Genomic DNA, 20,461 nt, shown 5'->3' on the forward strand with positions numbered 1-20,461 from the left:
GCACCCTTTCACAACCGACGCACCTTGGCGAGCCTGCGACAGAGGCGCCCAAGGTGCGTTCATGTTTGGCAACGCTGTATTAAAAAGCGTTAAACACATAAGAATTGTATAAACTTTCATCTGCTTTTTCCTATCTTTGTGTCATCTCTTGGCGTAGAGCTTACGTTGACCGAAACCTAAGTAATCGATTCTATACCTTCGTTCTTTTTTTAAATACACTAACCATTTTAACCTTATTAATTATGATTCTGTGTTGTAAGAAAAAATGGCTGTTGGCTTTATGCCTGGCATTGGGAATGCCTCTGACAGCCGTATCCATGCAAGCCCAGACTGTGACACAGGCTGAGCAGGTTGTCAACGGCGTCGTGACAGACAGCAACGGGGAGCCGATTATCGGCGCGAGTGTCCGCGTAGGCAAATCCGACAATGGTGCCGTGACCGACTTGAGCGGCAAGTTCAGGATTGCCAACGTACCGCCTTCGGCCACTTTGACGATCTCGTACATCGGATACGTCACACAGAGCGTTGCCGTCACCGGCAAACAGCCCTTGCGGATTGTGCTTTTGGAAGACCAGCGCAGCCTGAATGAAGTTGTCGTCGTAGGCTATGGAACCATGAAGAAAAGCGACATCACCGGTGCCATCGCGTCCGTCGGTCAGGGACAGCTGAACAAACAGCCCGTAGCCAACGTGGCTTCGGCCCTGCAAGGCTTGGCTTCGGGCGTATCCGTCACGTCAAACTCCGGTTCTCCCGGCTCTTCCTCCACCATCCGCATTCGTGGTGTAGGCACCGTGAACGACGCCGAACCGCTGTACGTGGTCGATGGAATGCCCGTGACCGACATCAGCTATCTGAGTACATCGGACATCCAGTCGATGGAAATACTGAAAGACGCTTCGGCTTCGGCCATCTACGGGTCCAGAGGAGCCAACGGCGTCATCCTCATTACGACGCAAAAGGGAGCCGTTGGCAAACCGACCGTCACCTTCAACGCCTATTGGGGCACGAGCAAACTCCTGAACAACCTCGATTTGCTGACCGGTCCCGAATGGTATGACCTACAGTCGGCCATCAACAAGGTGAGAGCTGCCGAAGGTGTAAACGAGCTGAATCTCAAGTTGGTGGACAGAAACACGTCGACCGACTGGATGAAGGCCATCTCGCGAAGTGCGTTCATGCAGGACTACAGCATAGGCATCAGCGCCGGCAAAGCGGATGACTACAAATACAACCTCGGCGCGAACTACCTGAAACAGGAAGGAACCATCAAGAAGACCAACTACGAACGCATCAACCTGCGCCTCAACTCGGAAAAGACGGTCATCAAGAACCACTTTGTGGTTGGAACAAACCTGTCCATAGCCAAATCGAATTCGGCAGGTATCAATGAGTACAACAATTCCGGACTGTATGACGCCGACTACGGCGTGATAAGCAACGCCATCCGCGTAGAACCCGTCGTTCCCGCCCAAAAAGCAGACGGCACTTACGGCTCCTCGCCCTACATCGACTATTACAATCCGCTGGCAGACATCGTTTATAATGACCAACACGCCAAAGACCTGGCCGTCATTGGCAACATCTATGGCGAAATCGAGTTTTGGAAAGGCTTGAAGTTCAAGAGTAGTTTCGGCGCGGAAATCAGACGAAACGAAGCTTCCAGCTTCACCCCAGTCTATTACGTATCGAACAGTCAGAAGAATACGGAGAACAGTCTGTACAAAGGACAGGTGAACGGCAATTACTACACGTTCGAGAATACGCTGACCTTCATCAGGACATTTGCCCAAAAACACCATCTGAACCTGATGGCCGGCTACACCAACGAGTGGGGAAAGCGCGAGAGCTTTGGCCTGACCGGCCTGCATCTCATCGGTGAGGCACCCAATCTGCGCTATATCGACGCCACCCTAGAACGAAACAAGACCACAGGCACGAACAACGGTTCGGAGTATGCCATGATTTCGTATCTGGGTCGCATGCACTACGACTTCGACAACCGCTATCTGCTGACCGTTTCCTTCCGACGGGACGGCTCGTCGAAGTTCGCCAAGAAGAACCGCTGGGGCAACTTCCCCTCATTTGCCTTGGGATGGAGAATCGACAATGAGAACTTCTTCAAGAAACTGAACGCCAACTGGATATCGTCATTGAAGCTGAGACTCGGCTGGGGGCAGATCGGCAACCAGAACATCGACAGCTACCTGGACCGCAGTCTGCTGTCGTTGTGGGCACAATACGGAGCACTCTTCGGCACCAAGGAGACGCTCTACCAGGGAATAGCCGTAACAAGACTGGGGAATCCCAACATCAAGTGGGAAACCACGGAGTCAACGAACGTGGGACTCGACGCGACATTCTTCAACAACCGGCTCATGCTCAGCTTCGAGTATTACTACAAGACCACCAAAGACATGCTCCTGGCAGCTCCCATGCCGAAATACATGGGCTACAACTACAACACCTACACCAACATCGGCGCGGCCAACAACCGGGGTATCGAGATGAACATGGAATGGCGCGACAAGGTGAAAGACTTTGAATACAACATAGGCCTCAACCTTTCTACCATCCGCAACAGAATGACCAAGCTCAACGGCGGCACACCCATCGCGTCGGGCGTTCTCCGGCAGCAATATGCCACCTACACCAACGAGGGCATGCCCATCGGAGCCTTCTGGGGATATGTCACCGACGGACTGATTCAAACGGAAGAACAGTTGAAGAAAGTCAAGAAGGCCGGCTTCCAGCCCAATGCGCAGTTAGGCGACGTGCTGTTTGTCGACACCAACAATGACGGCATGCTGAATGAAAAGGACAAACGCATGATCGGCAATCCGATTCCTGCCGTCATCTATGGCTTCAATGTCGGCATGAGTTGGAAGAACTTCGACCTGAGTCTCCAGTTCGGAGGAACAATCGGCAACAAGATTTTCAATGCCTTGCGGCTTTATACCTACAGCCTGACGGACATCACCAACAAGGACAAGGCCTTGCTGAACTATTGGACACCGACCAACAAAAACACGAACATACCCCGTCTGGCCGCTGCCGACTACAATAACAACAACAGACTCTCCGACCGCTACATTGAAAACGGTACCTATCTGCGCCTGCGCAACGTACAACTGGGCTACAAACTGCCTGCGACGCTGACAAGAAAGCTCATGCTTCAAAGTGCCCGAATCTATGTCAGTGGACAGAATCTGCTCACTTTCACCAGCTACAGTGGCCTGGATCCGGAAGTTGGACAGTCCACTTCATTGACAAGGGGCATTGACTATGGTATCTATCCGCAGTCGAGAGTGATAACCGGAGGTGTAAACATTACTTTTTAACTGAAATTATTATGAAAACAAATAAACTCATTGCCGGGATTGCGCTTGCAGTCTTGACATCATTCAGCAGTTGTGTCGACTTGGACTTGGAGCCTTTGGGAAGGGCTACAGCCGGCAAAATGGAAAACGAGGAACAGGCTTTCCTGCGTCTGGCAGCCGTATATTCCGACATGAAGGACTTCCGATATACGTGGTCTACCATCGCGTTTGGCGACGTTCTGTCCGACGACGCGACATACAGCGGCTCCGACAACGACGCCGCCACGTTCACCTTGATGGAGAACTATCAGTATCCGGCTGACCATAACGAAATCTTGAACAAATATTCGCAGACCTATCAGTGCATCAACAAGGCCAACCTCGTGATACGCGACTTTGGAGCGGCGGACAAATCCTTGTTCAAGACCTACAACAGAGACCAAATGATAGGTGAGGCGAAGTTCATTCGCGCCTACTCTTACTTTGAACTGGTGAAGACTTTCGGTGCCGTACCGCTCTATACGGACGTTCTGGAGCTTGACCACAAGCGGCTCGGACGGTCCAAGGTCGAAGACGTGTATGCCGCCATCGAGAAAGACCTGAATGAAGCGGCAGCCATACTGCCCTCAAAGAAGGATATAGACATGGCAACCTATGCCGGAAGAATCACCAAGGGAGCCGCTTATGCCATGCTGACACGCGTGTGTCTGTATGAAAAGAAATACGACCAGGTGAAAGATGCGGCCAAGAAACTGTTTGCCCTCAACGAATATTCACTGGTGGACGACTACAAGTTCCAGTTCCTGCTTGCCGGCGAACACTGTTCCGAGTCGATTCTGGAGGTGAACATGTACGACTCTCGTACTTTAGGAGCATGGAACGTGAACAACGGAAACCGCCATGTACTGATGTCCATGCCCAGGAATCTGACCATCGGATTTGGTGTGGCACAGCCAACGAAGTCGCTCGCCGAAGCCTATGACAAGGCCGGAGATAAGATTCGCAAGCAAGCTACGCTGCTGTCGAGCCAAGAAGCTGTCGAGATAGAGAAGGCCGCGTATGGAGAAGTGGACCCGTTAACCGGCGACCGAACCGGATTCTACAACCGCAAACTCTACCTGAAGCCGGGAGAAAGGGAAGAGAACCGTGGCAACAACCAGCCTTTGAACCATAAACTGATTCGTCTGGCCGAAGTCTATCTCAACTATGCAGAGGCATGTGCCTTGACTGGCGACGAGAAAGAAGCCAGGACATACATCAACAAGGTGCGAAACCGTGCGAAACTGGCGGACATCGCGTCGACGGGCGAACAGCTTTTTGAAGACTTGATGAACGAGCGCCACCTGGAATTTGGCATGGAAGGATTCCGCTTTTTCGATGTGGTGAGAGTCGGCTGGGGCCCCAAGGTCTTCAAGAACTTCAAGCAAGGGGCGGAAGTATTGCCCATCCCGCAAATCGAAATCGACATCAGCAAAGGGGAAATCGTCCAAAACCCTGCTCCCAAATCATAACGGAACAAGTGCCCATGGCCGGGCGCAATTGACGCCCGGCCTACCATCAAGAAAGCAGACCCACCAACAACCTGAACGAAACACATTGCAAACAGGTGGGAATGCGTGCCACCTCAAGATAAACGCACCATGTCAACACCCTGTCAAAATAAAGACAGAGGATGGACATGGTGCGTTTTTCGTTTGCAAGAAAGGATTCAGCGAAAGCCTCACCCAATAATCCACTTGCTTCCCGGCAGATATGAAACGAGCTTTGTCGTGAGATAGCAGCAGACAAAGGTGCTGACGGCCATGCAGGGAATGGCGGCTACGGTGGGAAGCGAGAGCGTTTCCTTGTAAATCATAACCCAGAAACCAAGCCAGAAGATGTGCATGAGATACATGCCGAAGCTGAGTTTCGACAAATCGAGGATGAAACGAGGAGCCGATCGCCCTTGGATGCAAGTAAAGAGCAGGAACGCTCCCGCAGTAAGCATCACGCAATTGATGGTGCAGAATGACCAACCTATCTCCAATTCGGGCGTAACCAACAACACGCCCGGTACAGCCTGCACGTAGAACGACAGAATGGTGAGCACCGCTCCGACCAGGGTCAACGCCGTTCCAACGAACAAACGACGGGTTACCGTCCAATCAAGATGTACCCGAATGTAATGGGCCAGCACCAAATAGCCCAGATAACCGGAGAAATACCACAACATGTGATACTTATTCCAGAAGCATTGCCCCCACACTTCACCAAACCAACGGTTCAGATAAGGCATGCACGATGACGCCAAAAACAGCAAGATGAAGAACCGCTCCTCCTTGGCTGTGGCATTGCGAAGCCAAGGCGACACGATTGGGATGAAGAGATAAAGGCTGATGAGTGGATAGAGGAACCACAAATGGCCTGCCAACGTCGGGAAATTGAGCGGAATACGGGCAAGATCGGTCAATGAGGTAGACAGGTCTATCTGTCCCCACAACAGGGGCAACGTACTGTAAAGGACCATGAAAACAAGAAACGGCGGCAACACCCTTGTGAAACGACGGCGATAAAATGCCTTCATGGTCTGTCCATCCTTCATCGGCGCAAGCAAGAATGCCGATACAATCATGAACAAAGGCACCGACATGCGCGAAAAACCGTCATAGACCGACACCCACAGACGGTCGGCCTCATTGGCAAGCATAGCCTGTGGCCCGGCCATATCCGTGGAACCGGGGCCTGGATAGTAATTCTCGCTGGCATGTACCAGCATAACCAGAAAGCACGCAAACACACGCACATAATCCAAAAAGACAATTCGGTTGGAAGTTTTTTCTTTCATAGGTAATTGATTCTTGCCCGGTGAGAACTCGGGACTTCATTGACAATATCTAATGGTTGGGCCACTTCTGCCTAAAAACAGAGAATGGGTCCGTCGCCAGAGCCATATATACAAGGAAAAGGCTACTCTTCTGTATAATCTACATACTCCCCTTCGTCTTTGGAAAATATCTTTTGGTTGGCTTCTTCGGGACTGCGCCGGTCGATGACCGACTCGTGGTCGGACTGACGCCTGCGGTTTTGCCCGCGATAGGTGTTCCGCGCAGCCTCTTCACCGCCCAAGCCACGCTTCACCTGCCTGAAGAGGTGGAAGAAAGTCTTGATGATGTTCCAGAAAAACACCACCGCCATGAGCAACATGACAAGGAGAACCAGAGCGAAGAACTTGAGTAATATCATGATTCAATTGTTTTCTTGACATTCAGGGAACGCGAATCACACTCACCAAACTACAGAGAAGCAACTATGCCTTGCACACCTTGTTGGCAAATACCGACACGACGACATAGCAGGCGATGACAATCCACCAGGCTTCCAACAGACCGAAAATCGCCAAAAGGACCACGGAGAGGCCGACGAAACCGTATTTCAGTTCATTGCCTTTCCATCCCCAATGCTTGAACTTCAAGGCAAACATGGGAATTTCGGCCACCAGCAGATAGCAGCTCAGCACAATCAGCAACAACAATATGATGACGCCGCCATGCTGATTTTCGAACCAACCATGGCCATAGACCAGCAACGACCCCCAGAAAAGGGCGTTCGCCGGTGTCGGAAGACCGATGAACCCGGTTGATTGACGCTCGTCAAGATTGAACTTGGCCAGCCGTAAGGCCGAGAAGGCAGCCATCACGAAAGCGAAGAAAGGCAGGATGTCGCGCAAAGGCTCCAGAAACGAAGGATAATCCAGCGAATACAACTCGAAGAAAACCATCGTAGACGGTGCCAAACCAAATGTAATGTCGTCTGCCAGGGAGTCCAACTCCTTGCCAATGGGCGATGAAACATGGAGCAGACGGGCCACCATGCCGTCGAAAAAGTCGAAGACGGCGCCCAGGATGACAAAAGCCAAAGCCAGCGTAGTGTCGCCGGTAAAAGCAAAGGACGTGGCGATGCAACCCGAAATCAGGTTGCAGCACGTTATACTGTTAGGAATATGTTTTTTGAAGTTCATCGTCATCCTTTCAACTTGGCGATGACGGTCTGGTCACCGGTCGTAGCCTGCCCCATCTTGACACAGACTTCCGTCCCAATCGGCAGATAGACATCGACGCGACTTCCCAACTTGATGAAGCCCAAGTGCTCGTCGATATAGCAATCCTCGCCCTCTTTGGCATAGGTGACGATACGCCGTGCCATGGCACCGGCTATCTGTCGGCAAAGCACGTCCACTCCGTCCGGCGTCGTTATCATGATGTCGGCATGCTCGTTCTCCTCGCTGGCCTTCGGAAGCCATGCCTTATGGTAGTTGCCGTCCTTGTGCACCACCGACTTCACCTTGCCATCCACGGGAAACCAGTTGGCATGCACGTTGAAAAGACTCATGAATATGCTGATCATCAGGCGACGGTCGTGAAAATATTCGTTCTCCTCCACTTCTTCTATCACGACGATGCGTCCGTCGGCAGGGGCTACGACGAGATGGTCAGTATCATCCGTTTCAGAGAAACAGCGAATGGGACAACGATAGAAGTTGACGACAACGCCGTAGAGCGCCGTACATAAAACGAGAAAGGACCAGAAGGGAATCTTATTGTCAAGGCGGTATAATAATAGAGCTATCGCTGCGATAGCAATAAAGCTATAGACGAGCTGATCAGTACCTTCACGATGGATACGTATCTTCTTGAGCTTCTTCTTAATCTTAATCATAAATGAGGCTTTCGATTCGAATCAGTTGCAAAGGTAGTGGTTTTTTGTTGCTTCCACAAATTTTTACAATTATTCTTTTGTCAGGTCGGAATTTCGGCGTAACTTAGTGCGCTCAATAGCTTTTTCACATGATGGAAGATTTTGTTCACCTCCACGTTCACACCCAATACTCTATTCTCGACGGGCAGTCCAAGATACCTTATCTCGTAGACAAAGCCATCAACGACGGCATGAAAGGCATGGCCATCACCGACCATGGTGCCATGTTCGGTATCAAGGAGTTCGTCGATTACTGCGGCAGTGTCAACAAGCAGCGCAAGAAAGACGGGCTCGAACCTTTCAAACCCATCATCGGTTGCGAGATGTATGTGGCCCGCCACCGCAAGGAAGACATGGTGAAGGAGAATGGAGACAACAGCGGCTACCACCTCATCGTGCTGGCCAAGAACTACAACGGCTACAAGAATCTGATCAAACTGGTCAGCCGCTCGTGGCTGGACGGCTACTACTATCGCCCCCGAACCGACCGGGCCGACTTGGAGAAATACCACGAAGACCTCATCATCTGCACGGCATGTCTGGCCGGCGAGGTGCCCAGAAAGATATTGAAAGAAGACATTGCCGGCGCGCGCGAGGCCTGCGAATGGTACAAACGCGTGTTCGGCGACGACTATTACCTTGAGCTGCAACGCCACGAGGTGAAGGATCCATCCATCTTGGCCAACCGCGAGGCCTATCCGCTGCAGCAGAAGGTGAACAAAGTGCTCATGGAGTTTTCCAAGGAGTACGGAATCAAGCTGGTCTGCACCAACGACTGCCACTTCGAGGACAAGGAAACGGCCGAGGCCCACGACCATCTGCTCTGCCTGGCCACGGGAAAAGACCTGGACGACCCCAACCGCATGCGCTACAGCAAGCAGGAATGGTTCAAGACGCGCGAAGAGATGAACGAGGTGTTTGCCGACATTCCCGAAGCATTGTCCAACACTTTGGAGATATTGGACAAGGTGGAGACCTACAGCATAGACCACGGTCCCATCATGCCCTTCTTCCCCATACCCGAAGATTTCGGCACCGAAGCCCAGTGGGAGGCGAAGTTCTCAGAGCAAGACCTGTACAACGAGTTCACAACCGACGAAAACGGAGAAAACCAAATGTCACCGGAAGATGGACAGAAGGTCATTGAACGTCTCGGCGGTTATGAGAAAATATATCGCATCAAGTTCGAGGCCGACTACCTGGCCAAGCTCGCTTACGATGGCGCCAAGGAGCTGTATGGCGACCCGCTGCCCGAGAATGTGAAGGAACACATCAACTTCGAGCTGCACGTGATGAAGACGATGGGCTTCCCGGGCTACTTCCTCATCGTGTCGGACTTCATCAAAGCGGCACGGGAAGAGCTTGGCGTGATGGTCGGACCGGGCCGCGGCTCGGCAGCCGGCTCTGTGGTGGCCTACTGTCTGGGCATTACGAAGATCGATCCGCTGAAATACGACCTGCTGTTCGAGCGTTTCCTCAACCCCGACCGCGTGAATCTGCCCGATATAGACACCGACTTCGACGACGACGGACGTGGCAAAGTGCTGCGCTGGGTCATGGACAAGTACGGCCATGAGAACTGCGCGCACATCATCACCTATGGCAGCATGGCCACCAAGAACTCCATCAAGGACGTCGCCCGCGTGGAGAAGCTGCCGCTGGACAAGTCGAACGCGCTGTGCAAAGCCATTCCCGACCGCCTGCCCGACGGCCTGAAGATGAATCTGAAGAATGCCATCAAGTGCACGCCGGAGCTTCGCGAGGCGGAAGCGTCGGTCGACCTGCGCGAAAGAAACACCATCAAGTATGCCAAAATGCTGGAAGGCACCGTCAGGGGGACGGGCATTCACGCCTGCGGCTTCATCATCTGCCGCAACCCCATCGACGACTGGGTGCCCGTTTCGACCGCGGCCGACCCCGACTATCCGGGATTGAAGACGGCGGTGACGCAATATGACGGCCATGTCATCGAGTCGACAGGACTCATCAAGATGGACTTCCTCGGCTTGAAGACCTTGTCGGAGCTGAAGGAGGCCTGCAAGAACGTCAGGCAGACGACCGGCGACATCGTCGACCTGGAGAAAATACCCATTGACGACGAGCTTACCTATCAGCTGTACCAGCAAGGTCGCACCATCGGAACATTCCAGTTCGAATCTCCCGGCATGCAAAAGTATCTGCGGGAGCTTCACCCCACCGTCTTTGAAGACCTCATCGCCATGAACGCCCTCTATCGCCCGGGGCCCATGGACTACATCCCCGACTTCATCAAGCGCAAGAACGACCCGTCATTGGTGAAATATGACATCCCTTGCATGGAGAAATACCTGAAAGACACGTATGGCATTACGGTCTATCAGGAGCAGGTGATGTTGCTCTCGCGCCAGTTGGCCAACTTCACCCGTGGCGAAAGCGACGCATTGCGCAAGGCGATGGGCAAGAAGAAGAAGGCCATCGTCGACGCCATGAAACCGAAATTCATCGCGCAGGGCAAGGCGAACGGCCACAACCCGGCCGTCCTGGAGAAGATATGGGGCGACTGGGAGAAGTTCGCTTCCTACGCTTTCAACAAGTCACACGCCACCTGCTACTCGTGGGTGGCCTATCAGACGGCCTACCTGAAGGCCCACTATCCCGCCGAATACATGGCCGCCCTCCTGACAAGACGCAAGAGCGACATCAAGGAAATCACCAAGTTGATGGACGAATGCAAGGCTTTGGGCATTCCAACGCTCGGCCCGGACGTGAACGAAAGCTTCAGCAATTTCGGCGTAAACAAGAACGGTGAGATTCGATTCGGCATGGCAGCCATCAAAGGAATGGGCGAAGCGGCGGCCCTGTCGATTATCAAGGAGCGCGACGAAAACGGCCCGTTCAAGGACATTTTCAATTTTGCGGAACGCGTAGACTTCACCAATGTCAACCGGAAAGCATTCGAGTCGCTGGCATTGAGCGGAGGTTTCGACTGCTTCGGGCTTCGCCGCGAGCAATATCTCGGCGTCAACAGCAAGGGCGAAGTGTTCCTCGACACGCTCGTCCACTATGGCCAGCTCTTCCAACAGGAGCAGAACGAAGCCCGAACTTCCTTGTTCGGAGGCGTGGAGGAGGTGGCCATCGCCCATCCCCCCGTCCCACAGGCAGAGGAATGGAGCACGATAGAACGGCTGAACAAGGAGCGCGAACTCGTCGGTATCTACCTCTCGGCCCACCCACTCGACGACTATTCCATCATCGTCAAGCACATGAGCAACACGCATTGCGCGGAGCTTGGGGACAAGCCGGCCTTGGCTTTGAAGAATGAAATAACGGTCAGCGGCATTATCACCGGCGTGAAATCGAAGTTCACCAAGACGGGAAAACCGTTCGGAATCGTCACCATCGAGGACTACGAAAGCGCGGGAGAGCTGGCGCTTTTCGGCGAAGACTGGGGACGATGGAGCGGCATGCTGACGATAGGGTGCTCGGTCTACATCACCGCCAAGTGCATGCAACCCTACCAGAACGGCAACTACTACGACTTCAAAGTGCAGAACATACAGTTCCTTCAGGACGTGAAGGAAAACCGATTGGAGAAGATTACCATCACCATCAACCGCAACGCCATCGACGACACGCTGGTAAACGACCTGAACACCATCATCAGCGAGAACCCGGGCAAGACCCAACTATACGTCCAAATCATCGATGACGAACACAAATCGCGGCTCGTCCTCCGATCGAAGAGCAAGGAGGTTGACATCAAAAACAACCTCATCGCCTACATCGAGGCCAATCCCGCCATGGAATACTGCATCAATTGAAGATTTTGGCATGGTCTTTACCCAATCCTCTCCATCGGTTCCGCACTTCGGAATACGGCTTTTGCAATGACATATAGATTCAACTATATCAATTCAAACATCATTTCATCATAAAAAAAACAAACAAAATGGAAGTAAAAATCACAACAGAGAACTTCGAGAGTTACAAGAATGGCGAATTGCCATTGGTCGTTGACTTGTGGGCTACATGGTGCGGACCCTGCCGTATGCTCGCCCCCATCATTTCCGAACTTGCGAACGACTACGACGGCAAGATTGTCGTGGGCAAATGCGACGTCGAGGAGAACGACGACATCGCCATGGAGTTCGGTGTTCGCAACATTCCCACCATCCTGTTCTTCAAGGGTGGCCAGCTCGTCGACAAGTTCGTAGGCGCTGCCAGCAGAGACAAGATTGAAGAGAAGTTCAAGGCTTTGCTCGGCTAAGCCGCCCTCTCGACAAGTCACGGCATATCGATGGATTTCCAACAGGCCCGCTTTCACGGCCTGACCGCTGTGCTTTCAGCAGCCAACCGCTGTGCTTTCAGCTTCTGAAAGCTGTGCTTTGGGAAGCCCGTCGCCATGCTTTTGGAAAGCCATATCAGCCCTTTCACAGGCATGATATGGCTTCTTTGTTTTCCAACGTCAGAGAATGCCGGTCTGCCTGTCCTTGTTTTGCAGCCTCCGCTCTATGTCGCGATACCGCCTTCCCTTGCCGAATTTCCACGTAAAGCCCAGATGCAGCATGTTGCCCAGGTCGTGGCTGCGCGTCGTCATCCGCTTGTGAATGAGCGAATTGACCAACTCCGCGTGGCTCTCCTTCGGATTCTTCTCGAACGGGTGCTGCCAATAGAGCGACACGCGGCAGTTGCCCACACGCCAACTGCACGTCAGATAGACGGCATGTCCTTGTCGGTTCCACGTCTCCCCCTCCATGAACTTCCAGCCGTTGTCGGCATTGGCCGTCAATGTCCAGCGTCCCAGATAGGCTTGAAGACTGCCGCCGTAGTTGCAGGCGGTCAGGTAATGCCGGTAGTTGTCGCCACGATTGATGAAACGATACACACCTCCGTTGACGCTCAACGACAGCCGTTCGGGAATCAAATCCACCATTGTATAATTGGATACATAGAACATCGCAATGCCGGGCTGCATCTTCTGCGTGTAATAGAACTGATTGTCAGCGCCCCGTTCATAGCTGGCCATGTTGCAAGAAGAATGGCGCCAGTACTCCATGTCCACGCTTGAATGGAACCGTGGTGTGTTGTAGGCCAGCCGAATGGCATGCGTCTGCACGGCATTGGGCTTGATACGCGGGTTGCCCACCGTCCATTCCATCGAATTGGTGCGTATCCGTGTGTCGCTAACCATGGCTATTTGGGAAGTGTGTTGACTGATTTCAAACGTGTAGCCGGCCGTCAGTCCGTCGGTCAAAGCATAGCTCAGAGAGGCTTTCGGACGAAACAGCCAGAAGGAATAGTGGGTGTCGTCCTGCCGATAGCGCACGTTGCTCACGCCCAGACCGGCCACGTAGCTCCACTTCCGCCACCTTCCTTTCAGTTCGCCGAAGCCATACAGCAGGCTGCGGTGCATGCCGTTGGCCGACGCCACGGAGCCAGAATAGACGTTGCGGGTGTATTTCAACTGGTGGTTCACGCCGAATGACAGTTTGGCAGCTGTCAACTGACGCTCGTAGATGGCCTCCGACGTGAGCGACCACGTATTGCCGTCGACATCGTAGGCATACGCCCCACCCTCATTGTGGGCACGAGCGGCGTCCGTGGAGATGGCCGTTGCCACCACATTGGCCGTGACCGACCGCTTGGAACCAAGCCGACGAAAGAGATAAAGGTCGAGAACGGGCGTAAAGCTCCTGTCCTTATTCATCATTCGCACCATCTTGTCAGCCTGTCCACTCTCCGCAAACAGCCGGTCGACAGTATTGCGCGGCGCATACGAAAAGGCACCGGAGAGCTTGGCTTGCAACACGTAGGTGGCCGAATCGGCCAGATTGTAGACCAAATCCAGGCTGTTGTCGAAGTTTCGGGTTCGACTGCCGACGTCCTTGCGCGCAATGAGATGGTGGGTGCCGTCGGCCAACAGATAGTCGGCTGCCTCACGATAACGGCCTCCACGCAGGTCGACATAGCTGGAACTATAGGCCAATCCCAACTCCGAATGGCCTTTGTTCCACTTGAAATATAGGCTATTATCACCATGCGGGGCCGTAACGCAGTTGTTCAAGTCGGCCCCCAAGAGCACGCCCTCGCCGCCGCGCTGGGTCCGAATGTCGATGACACAGGCGATGTCAGCCCCATAGCGCACGCCCGGATTGTCCACAAAATGAACCGACTTCACCTCTTTGGGGTTGAGGGCGAGCAGGTCTGACTTGTCGGCAACCACGCCGTTGATTCTCACTTGCACGGCTCCACGATTGTCAAGTGCCACAATCGTGTGCATCACTTCGTCGATTCGGACGACAGGCAACGCCACTTTGGCAAGCAGACTGTAGCCATTCGTCGAGGCTTCCTTCTGCCTGGCGGAAGGCAAATAGAGCCGCCCGTCGGCGCGTTCCACCACCCGGGCCGCCTCGACCTTCACTTCCTTCAACTCCACGGTGCGCTCTTGCTGCGCCCACAGCGGCGCGGCCGGCATGCTCATCAGTAATAATAAAACAGCGTTTCTCATTCTTTGCGTCCTTGTTTTGGGGCAAAGGTAGAGACGACAGTGTGTTTTTCACGAAAAAAGAGACTGACATTTGCCTGACATTTCATTGCCGACAAATGTCAGACAGCTATATAGAGGTCGGCTCAAAGCGCTTTGTCCGTCGGCAGCAAGCGGTAGTTTCCTCCTCGCCCCGACACGATTTTCAGTCCGCCTTGCCTCTCGATGACAGGCTTCAGCCGCCTGACGAGCGTGTAGAGCGTGTCGCTGGCGTCGGGCTTTTTGGGCCACAGGGCGTCGCAGATTTCCTGTTTTCCGAGTTGATGACGGGCCTTTTCAAAGAACAGCCGCATGAGTTGGTGCTGCATCGGCGTCAGTCCTACAGGCTCATCGTTGAGATTGTAGAAACTGTTTTCATCCTGCCGAAACGCCAACCGCCCCAAAACTATCAGGTTGCGGCCCCGCCGACGGAAATAGGCCAGCGAGAACACGGCCCACAAAAGAGCCGTCACCGACAGCGAGAAAGGCAGCCGCTGGTCGGACAAGGCCAGCACCGAGGCCATCGAACAGTTGGCATAACTCTGAAAAACCACCTTTCCGTCCTGCCCCTTCCATCCCATCCGCCGGCTGCAAAGGCCGCCGGGCTGCTCCATGGCGTAATACACGATGGAATGGCGGCGCAAGACTTCGGTCTTCAGATGGCTGCGATAGTCGGCTATCGTGTCGGGGGTCAGCCAGCGGTCCTGCTTCGTGGCCAGTGTCCGGGCCAAGGCCTGGTCCATGTCGGCCACCATCAGTCGTTGCGTCTGCCGATAACTGCGCATGCCCGCCCAGGCCGCGCCGCCCAGAAGCAGCACGAACAGCAGTATGGCGTGGTAAGGTTTCATGTTCATGACGTCTTCTTTCAATTCAAGTCGGTATCGTTTTCGCACATCACAGCAGTTTGATTCACGTTTGAAATCAGTCCTTTCACAAAGTTAGAGAATAAAACACAAGATTGACTTGACGTACAATCGACTCTAACTTTTCTTATTCGTCATTTCGATTCGTTAACGCTGGAACAGCAGAAAGAATGTTGAAATGCTGACAAGGCAGGCTGTTGAAGAATCATCCGGCAAACAAAAAAACAATAAAAAGCCTCATTTTCCACCTCTTTTTATATTATTTAATATCAACAAGCAGCAACCTGTCTGATAATTCCATACCTTTGCGACATCGAACTATCCACATTTTAATATATAAAAGATATGAAAACGAGACTTCTATTCCTTTTCGGAGCACTCATGAGCTTGATGTTTAGCCTCTCGGCCTGCTCTTCCGACAACGACGGTGATGAACGGAATCAGGACAATCTCTACCATCGGATGCAGTTGGCAGGCTACTGGACGGCGCAGGAATTTACCAATGCGCCGGGTAACATCGTGCAAATTCATTTCACGTCGTCGTTGCACGCTTATCTATACTACGTAACACCCGACGACAGTATAAAGCCTTCGTTCGCTTCATTCAAGGAAGACGGTCCTGACAAAATGCGCATTTCACCCTACAAAAACCAAGAGATAGAACTTCAATGCGACACGATCAACAAAGAAATTCATTTCACCTGCAATAATAAAAGATACACACTGACCAAGCAGACGCACGCCCCACTGGGCATAATTTGTGGCAAATGGGTGTCGGCCTATTATCAGTCGCACGGCTTGAAGGCCGATGACAAAGATTTCAACACCGTAGAGTTTGGGGTAGAGAAAAAGTACACGCCGCAAGAGCACCTCACGATGAAATTCGAAGGACGCAGCCATGTCGGCGATCCGTCGGCAACAACCGCGGAATATAAAGCGGAAACGATGACTTGGAGCTATGGTGACAAGCACGCTATTCTACTTTATACAGAGCAAGGGGAAAAGAGAATTGCCTATCAATTCACCTACCGCCCCGATTTGAAGACAATCGTTCTGAAACTGAACTGGGTCCCTCGCATTCCTGACAATTATATCACATATACTAAAAATGGTAGATAAAACGATTGATTCCACGGCCGCCTTCGTCCTGAATCTTGTCGACAAGAGCCGGAATCTTGGCCACTGCGCTTTGTCGTGCTGTGCCCAGAAGGCGTAGGTCTTGACCATATAGCCCAATGCGGCGTCTTTCGTGGCACGTCCATAGTTGTCCGTGGAATAATCCTTGAACCAATCGAGGTTGTCGGCAGCCTTCTGCAAGTCTTCAACAATCAGTTTGTAGTTGTCCATGACGGTGGCTTGCTGGGTCGGAATGCCGTTGATTTGCTTGGCATAGTCGGTGAAATCCTCATATTTGACAAAGGGAACGCCGTTGTCGGGGCGACCGTAGCGATAGGCGATCATGTAGTGGGTGAACGCCCGCATGAAGTAGGCTTCGCCCAAGGAACGCTTCTGCACTGCGGAACGTTCCGTCTCTGGAATCCGAAGCGCGTGATAAATGATGTTGTTGGCGGCCGACATGGTTTCATACATCTGGTTGTAGACCCACTTGATGGGGCCTTGGGTTGCAGGCGTTCGCCCTTGTCATTGACGTAGGCGGCAGCCTCGGCGTCGGTTTGGAAGACCCCGTCGGTGCGGATGAGATAGTAGGAGTAGGATGGCATAGCCGTGCATTGTTGGCATCGGATTGTCATCATCCGCCATTTTATGCCTTCGAATCGTGTGTATTTTGCCAAAGTCAAAGACAATTACAAATATATTGCTTATTTTTGCAGCCACATACATGCGCAAAGAGCTTTTGAATTTTAGAGTTGCAATATGGAGAACAAGCTGCCACAGGAGTTCAACAAATTTTATTTGAAAGACGTCACGTTTGTCAATTTGATGATGCGACGTATATATAATGTACTGATTGTAGCCAATCCCTACGACGCCTTCATGTTGGAGGACGACGGCCGCGTGGAGGAGAAGATTTACAATGAGTACATGGAGCTGGGATTGCGTTATCCCCCCACGTTCACACAGGTCAGCACCATCGAGGAAGCGTCGGTCATTCTCAACACGACGCAGGTCGACCTGGTCATCTGCATGCCGGGGAACGCCGACAACGACGCCTTCGACGTGGCCCGCGCCATCAAGGAGAAGTTCCCCAAGATCCACTGTGTGGTGCTGACGCCCTTCTCACATGGTATCACCCGTCGCATGCAAGATGAGGATTTGAGCATTTTCGACTACGTGTTCTGCTGGTTGGGCAATACCAATCTTATTCTATCCATCATCAAGTTGATTGAGGACAAGATGAATATCGAGCACGACATACTGAAAGGTGGCGTGCAAATGATACTGCTGGTGGAAGACAGCATTCGCTTCTACAGTTCCATCCTCCCCAATCTCTACAATTACATATTGCTCCAGAGCAAGCGGTTTGCCACGGAAGCACTCAACCGTCATCAGGCCACCTTGCGCATGCGGGGGCGGCCCAAGGTGGTGTTGGCCCGCAACTACCAGGAAGCGATGAGGCTGTTCAATCGTTTCAAGGACAACTGTCTCGGCGTCATCTCCGACGCCCGCTTCCCCATGGACGACCGACTGTCGCAACTGCCCACCGCCAATGGACGCGGCGAGGCCGTGAAAGACCCGGAAGCCGGACTGAAACTGCTGCGCGCCATTCGACAGCTGGACGAATACGTGCCGTTGATCATGGAGAGTTCGGAGTCCGACAACCGGCAGCGGGCCGAGGCCGAGGGCTTCCGTTTTGTAGACAAGAACTCCAAGAAGATGAGCGTCGACCTGCGCAACATGCTCGAAGAGCACATGGGCTTCGGCGATTTCATCTTCCGCGACCCCGCGACGCACGCCGAAATCCTGCGCGTCCACAACCTCAAAGAGTTGCAGGACAACATCTTCAAGGTTCCCGACGACTCCATGCTCTATCACATCAGCCGCAACCACATGAGCCGCTGGCTGAGCGCACGGGCCATTTTCCCGGTGTCGGCCTTCCTGCGCACCGTCACCTGGCACAAGTTGCAGGACGTCGGCGCCCACCGACAGATCATCTTCGACGCCATCGTACAGTATCGGCGCATGAAGAATATCGGCGTCGTGGCCATCTTCGACCGCACGAAGTTCGACCGCTACGCCCACTTCGCCCGCATCGGCGAGGGGTCGCTGGGCGGCAAGGGGCGTGGCCTGGCCTTTCTGGACAACATCGTCAAGGTGCATCCCGAGTTCAACAAGTTCGAGGGTGTCTCGGTGCGCATCCCCAAGACGCTGGTGCTCTGCACCGACCTCTTCGACCAGTTCATGGAACAGAACAACCTTTACCAGATTGCGCTCAGCGACGCCGACAATGACGAGATTCTCAAGCACTTCCTGCGGGCGCAGTTGCCCGATTCACTCATCGAAGACTTCTTCACTTTCTTCGAAGCCGTGAAGTGTCCAATCGCCGTCCGCTCCAGTTCGCTGCTCGAAGACAGCCACTATCAGCCCTTCGCCGGTATCTACAGCACCTACATGATACCCTATCTTGCCGACCGATATGCCATGCTCCGCATGCTGGCCAGTGCCATCAAGGGGGTCTATGCCTCAGTGTATTACAAGGATTCGAAGGCCTATATGGCCGCCACCCGCAACGTCATAGACCAAGAGAAGATGGCCGTCATCCTTCAGGAGGTGGTGGGGCGGCAGTATGGCGACCGCTTCTATCCCAACATCAGTGGCGTCTTGCGGTCGCTCAACTACTATCCCATCGGCGACGAGACGGCCGAAGAGGGTATCGCCTCACTGGCATTGGGCCTGGGCAAGTACATCGTAGACGGCGGACAGACGTTGCGCGTCAGCCCCTATCACCCCGACCAGGTGTTGCAGACCAGCGAGATGGAGACGGCCCTGCGCGAAACGCAGACGCAGTTCTACGCGCTTGACATGGGAAACAGCGACAACGAGTTCAAGGTGGACGACGGTTTCAATATCCGGACGCTCAAGGTGAAGGAAGCGGTGGACGACCAGTCGCTCAATTACATCGCCTCCACCTACGACCCCTACGACCAAATCATCCGCGACGGAATCTACGACGGCGGCCGAAAGGTCATCTCCTTCTGCGGGGTCTTGCAGCAGGGCGTCTTCCCTTTGCCCGAACTCATGCGTATGGCGATGACTTTCGGCTCGGCCGCCATGCGCCGTCCCGTCGAGATAGAGTTCGCCTGCAACGTCAACGCCGACCGCACAGGCGACTTCAACCTGCTGCAAATCCGGCCCATCGTCGACTCCAAGCAGATGATAGAAGAAGACGTGAGGGCCATCCCCGACGAGAAATGCCTGCTCCGCAGCCATAACTCGCTGGGCCACGGCGTGATGGAAGACGTGCAGGACGTGGTCTATGTCAAGTTCGACGACCAGTATTCGGCCATGCACAACTATGACGTGGCGGGCGACATCGAGCGTCTGAACAAGAAGTTCCTGGCCCAAGGCGGCAACTACGTGCTGGTCGGGCCGGGCCGCTGGGGCTCCAGCGACCACTATCTGGGCATTCCCGTGAAGTGGCCGCACATCAGTGCGGCACGCGTCATCGTGGAAGTGGCGTTGAAAAACTATCGGGTCGACCCCAGCCAGGGCACGCATTTCTTCCAGAACCTGACGAGTTTCGGCGTCGGCTACTTCACCATCGACATGAATGCGTCGGACAACGGAGGCATGCTCCGCAAGGATCTGCTCGACGCCATGCCCGCCATAGAAGAGACGACCTACGTCCGACACGTCCGTTTCGACAAGCCGTTGCGCATTCTGATGGACGGAAAGAAACAAGAAGGGGTCGCCTGCTTGACATAAATCAATAATTCACAACTTGATGAGAATATAATGGAATAATATTTGCAAACAGGCGAAATACATCCTATCTTTGCATCGTGTTTTTCATGGTATTAGATTTAAGGTTAACAAGATTGGGACTCAGCGGAGCCCCTTTTTTTATGTCTGTACGTTTCCCGACG

Annotated in this window: 12 protein-coding genes; 5 read left to right on the top strand and 7 right to left on the bottom strand. The window is 53.3% G+C overall.

The window, feature by feature from the left end; translation table 11 throughout:
• Positions 1 to 317: 317 nt before the first annotated feature.
• The gene (locus K334_RS0104625; protein ID WP_025880384.1) at positions 318 to 3,338 is read left to right on the top strand and encodes a SusC/RagA family TonB-linked outer membrane protein; all 3,021 of its coding nucleotides are present in this window, start codon (positions 318 to 320) and stop codon (positions 3,336 to 3,338) included.
• An 11-nt stretch (positions 3,339 to 3,349) separates the two neighbouring features.
• Complete coding sequence (locus K334_RS0104630; protein ID WP_021589121.1) at positions 3,350 to 4,828, top strand: RagB/SusD family nutrient uptake outer membrane protein; 1,479 nt, start codon at positions 3,350 to 3,352, stop codon at positions 4,826 to 4,828.
• Between the two features lie 209 nt (positions 4,829 to 5,037).
• Here the strand turns inward: K334_RS0104630 and K334_RS0104635 are convergent, their stop codons facing one another.
• From K334_RS0104635 to K334_RS0104650, 4 genes are all read right to left on the bottom strand, one after another.
• On the bottom strand, positions 5,038 to 6,141 hold the full coding sequence (locus K334_RS0104635; RefSeq protein WP_025880383.1) for an acyltransferase: 1,104 nt from the start codon (positions 6,139 to 6,141) through the stop codon (positions 5,038 to 5,040).
• A 122-nt stretch (positions 6,142 to 6,263) separates the two neighbouring features.
• On the bottom strand, positions 6,264 to 6,539 hold the full coding sequence (locus K334_RS0104640; protein ID WP_025880382.1) for a DUF4834 family protein: 276 nt from the start codon (positions 6,537 to 6,539) through the stop codon (positions 6,264 to 6,266).
• 64 nt (positions 6,540 to 6,603) lie between these two features.
• Positions 6,604 to 7,314: a CDP-alcohol phosphatidyltransferase family protein gene (locus tag K334_RS0104645; protein ID WP_025880380.1), complete on the bottom strand. Its 711-nt coding sequence runs from the start codon at positions 7,312 to 7,314 to the stop codon at positions 6,604 to 6,606.
• A 2-nt stretch (positions 7,315 to 7,316) separates the two neighbouring features.
• A complete protein-coding gene (locus K334_RS0104650) occupies positions 7,317 to 8,012 on the bottom strand; it encodes a phosphatidylserine decarboxylase family protein (protein ID WP_021589193.1) in 696 nt (231 codons plus the stop codon).
• Between the two features lie 131 nt (positions 8,013 to 8,143).
• On the opposite strand from K334_RS0104650, the gene dnaE reads away from it, so the two are divergent.
• Entirely contained in the window at positions 8,144 to 11,851 is a 3,708-nt protein-coding gene (gene dnaE / locus K334_RS0104655) for a DNA polymerase III subunit alpha (protein ID WP_027444587.1), read from the top strand.
• Between the two features lie 128 nt (positions 11,852 to 11,979).
• Positions 11,980 to 12,297: a thioredoxin gene (gene trxA / locus K334_RS0104660; RefSeq protein WP_021589156.1), complete on the top strand. Its 318-nt coding sequence runs from the start codon at positions 11,980 to 11,982 to the stop codon at positions 12,295 to 12,297.
• Positions 12,298 to 12,495: 198 nt separating this feature from the next.
• On the opposite strand, the gene K334_RS0104665 is transcribed toward trxA, so the two are convergent.
• From K334_RS0104665 to K334_RS0104680, 3 genes are all read right to left on the bottom strand, one after another.
• Entirely contained in the window at positions 12,496 to 14,538 is a 2,043-nt protein-coding gene (locus K334_RS0104665) for a TonB-dependent receptor (RefSeq protein WP_025880379.1), read from the bottom strand.
• Positions 14,539 to 14,660: 122 nt separating this feature from the next.
• A complete protein-coding gene (locus tag K334_RS0104670) occupies positions 14,661 to 15,407 on the bottom strand; it encodes a helix-turn-helix domain-containing protein (RefSeq protein WP_248623503.1) in 747 nt (248 codons plus the stop codon).
• A gap of 987 nt (positions 15,408 to 16,394) precedes the next feature.
• The gene (locus K334_RS0104680; RefSeq protein ID WP_025880376.1) at positions 16,395 to 17,006 is read right to left on the bottom strand and encodes a RagB/SusD family nutrient uptake outer membrane protein; all 612 of its coding nucleotides are present in this window, start codon (positions 17,004 to 17,006) and stop codon (positions 16,395 to 16,397) included.
• Positions 17,007 to 17,291: 285 nt separating this feature from the next.
• On the opposite strand from K334_RS0104680, the gene K334_RS0104685 reads away from it, so the two are divergent.
• Complete coding sequence (locus tag K334_RS0104685) at positions 17,292 to 20,300, top strand: PEP/pyruvate-binding domain-containing protein (protein WP_027444588.1); 3,009 nt, start codon at positions 17,292 to 17,294, stop codon at positions 20,298 to 20,300.
• The last annotated feature ends 161 nt before the right edge of the window (positions 20,301 to 20,461 follow it).

The organism is Segatella baroniae DSM 16972 = JCM 13447 (assembly GCF_000426585.1).
In the GTDB taxonomy this organism is placed as follows: Bacteria; Bacteroidota; Bacteroidia; order Bacteroidales; family Bacteroidaceae; genus Prevotella; species Prevotella baroniae.

Coding starts and splice junctions, on each gene's coding strand:
- K334_RS0104645 (WP_025880380.1), bottom strand. CDS start 7,314: ATGAACTTCAAAAAACATATTCCTAACAGTATAACGTGCTGCAACCTG.
- K334_RS0104630 (WP_021589121.1), top strand. CDS start 3,350: ATGAAAACAAATAAACTCATTGCCGGGATTGCGCTTGCAGTCTTGACA.
- dnaE (WP_027444587.1), top strand. CDS start 8,144: ATGGAAGATTTTGTTCACCTCCACGTTCACACCCAATACTCTATTCTC.
- K334_RS0104665 (WP_025880379.1), bottom strand. CDS start 14,538: ATGAGAAACGCTGTTTTATTATTACTGATGAGCATGCCGGCCGCGCCG.
- K334_RS0104635 (WP_025880383.1), bottom strand. CDS start 6,141: ATGAAAGAAAAAACTTCCAACCGAATTGTCTTTTTGGATTATGTGCGT.
- K334_RS0104650 (WP_021589193.1), bottom strand. CDS start 8,012: ATGATTAAGATTAAGAAGAAGCTCAAGAAGATACGTATCCATCGTGAA.
- K334_RS0104670 (WP_248623503.1), bottom strand. CDS start 15,407: ATGAACATGAAACCTTACCACGCCATACTGCTGTTCGTGCTGCTTCTG.
- K334_RS0104680 (WP_025880376.1), bottom strand. CDS start 17,006: ATGTATGAAACCATGTCGGCCGCCAACAACATCATTTATCACGCGCTT.
- K334_RS0104625 (WP_025880384.1), top strand. CDS start 318: ATGCAAGCCCAGACTGTGACACAGGCTGAGCAGGTTGTCAACGGCGTC.
- trxA (WP_021589156.1), top strand. CDS start 11,980: ATGGAAGTAAAAATCACAACAGAGAACTTCGAGAGTTACAAGAATGGC.
- K334_RS0104685 (WP_027444588.1), top strand. CDS start 17,292: ATGGAGAACAAGCTGCCACAGGAGTTCAACAAATTTTATTTGAAAGAC.
- K334_RS0104640 (WP_025880382.1), bottom strand. CDS start 6,539: ATGATATTACTCAAGTTCTTCGCTCTGGTTCTCCTTGTCATGTTGCTC.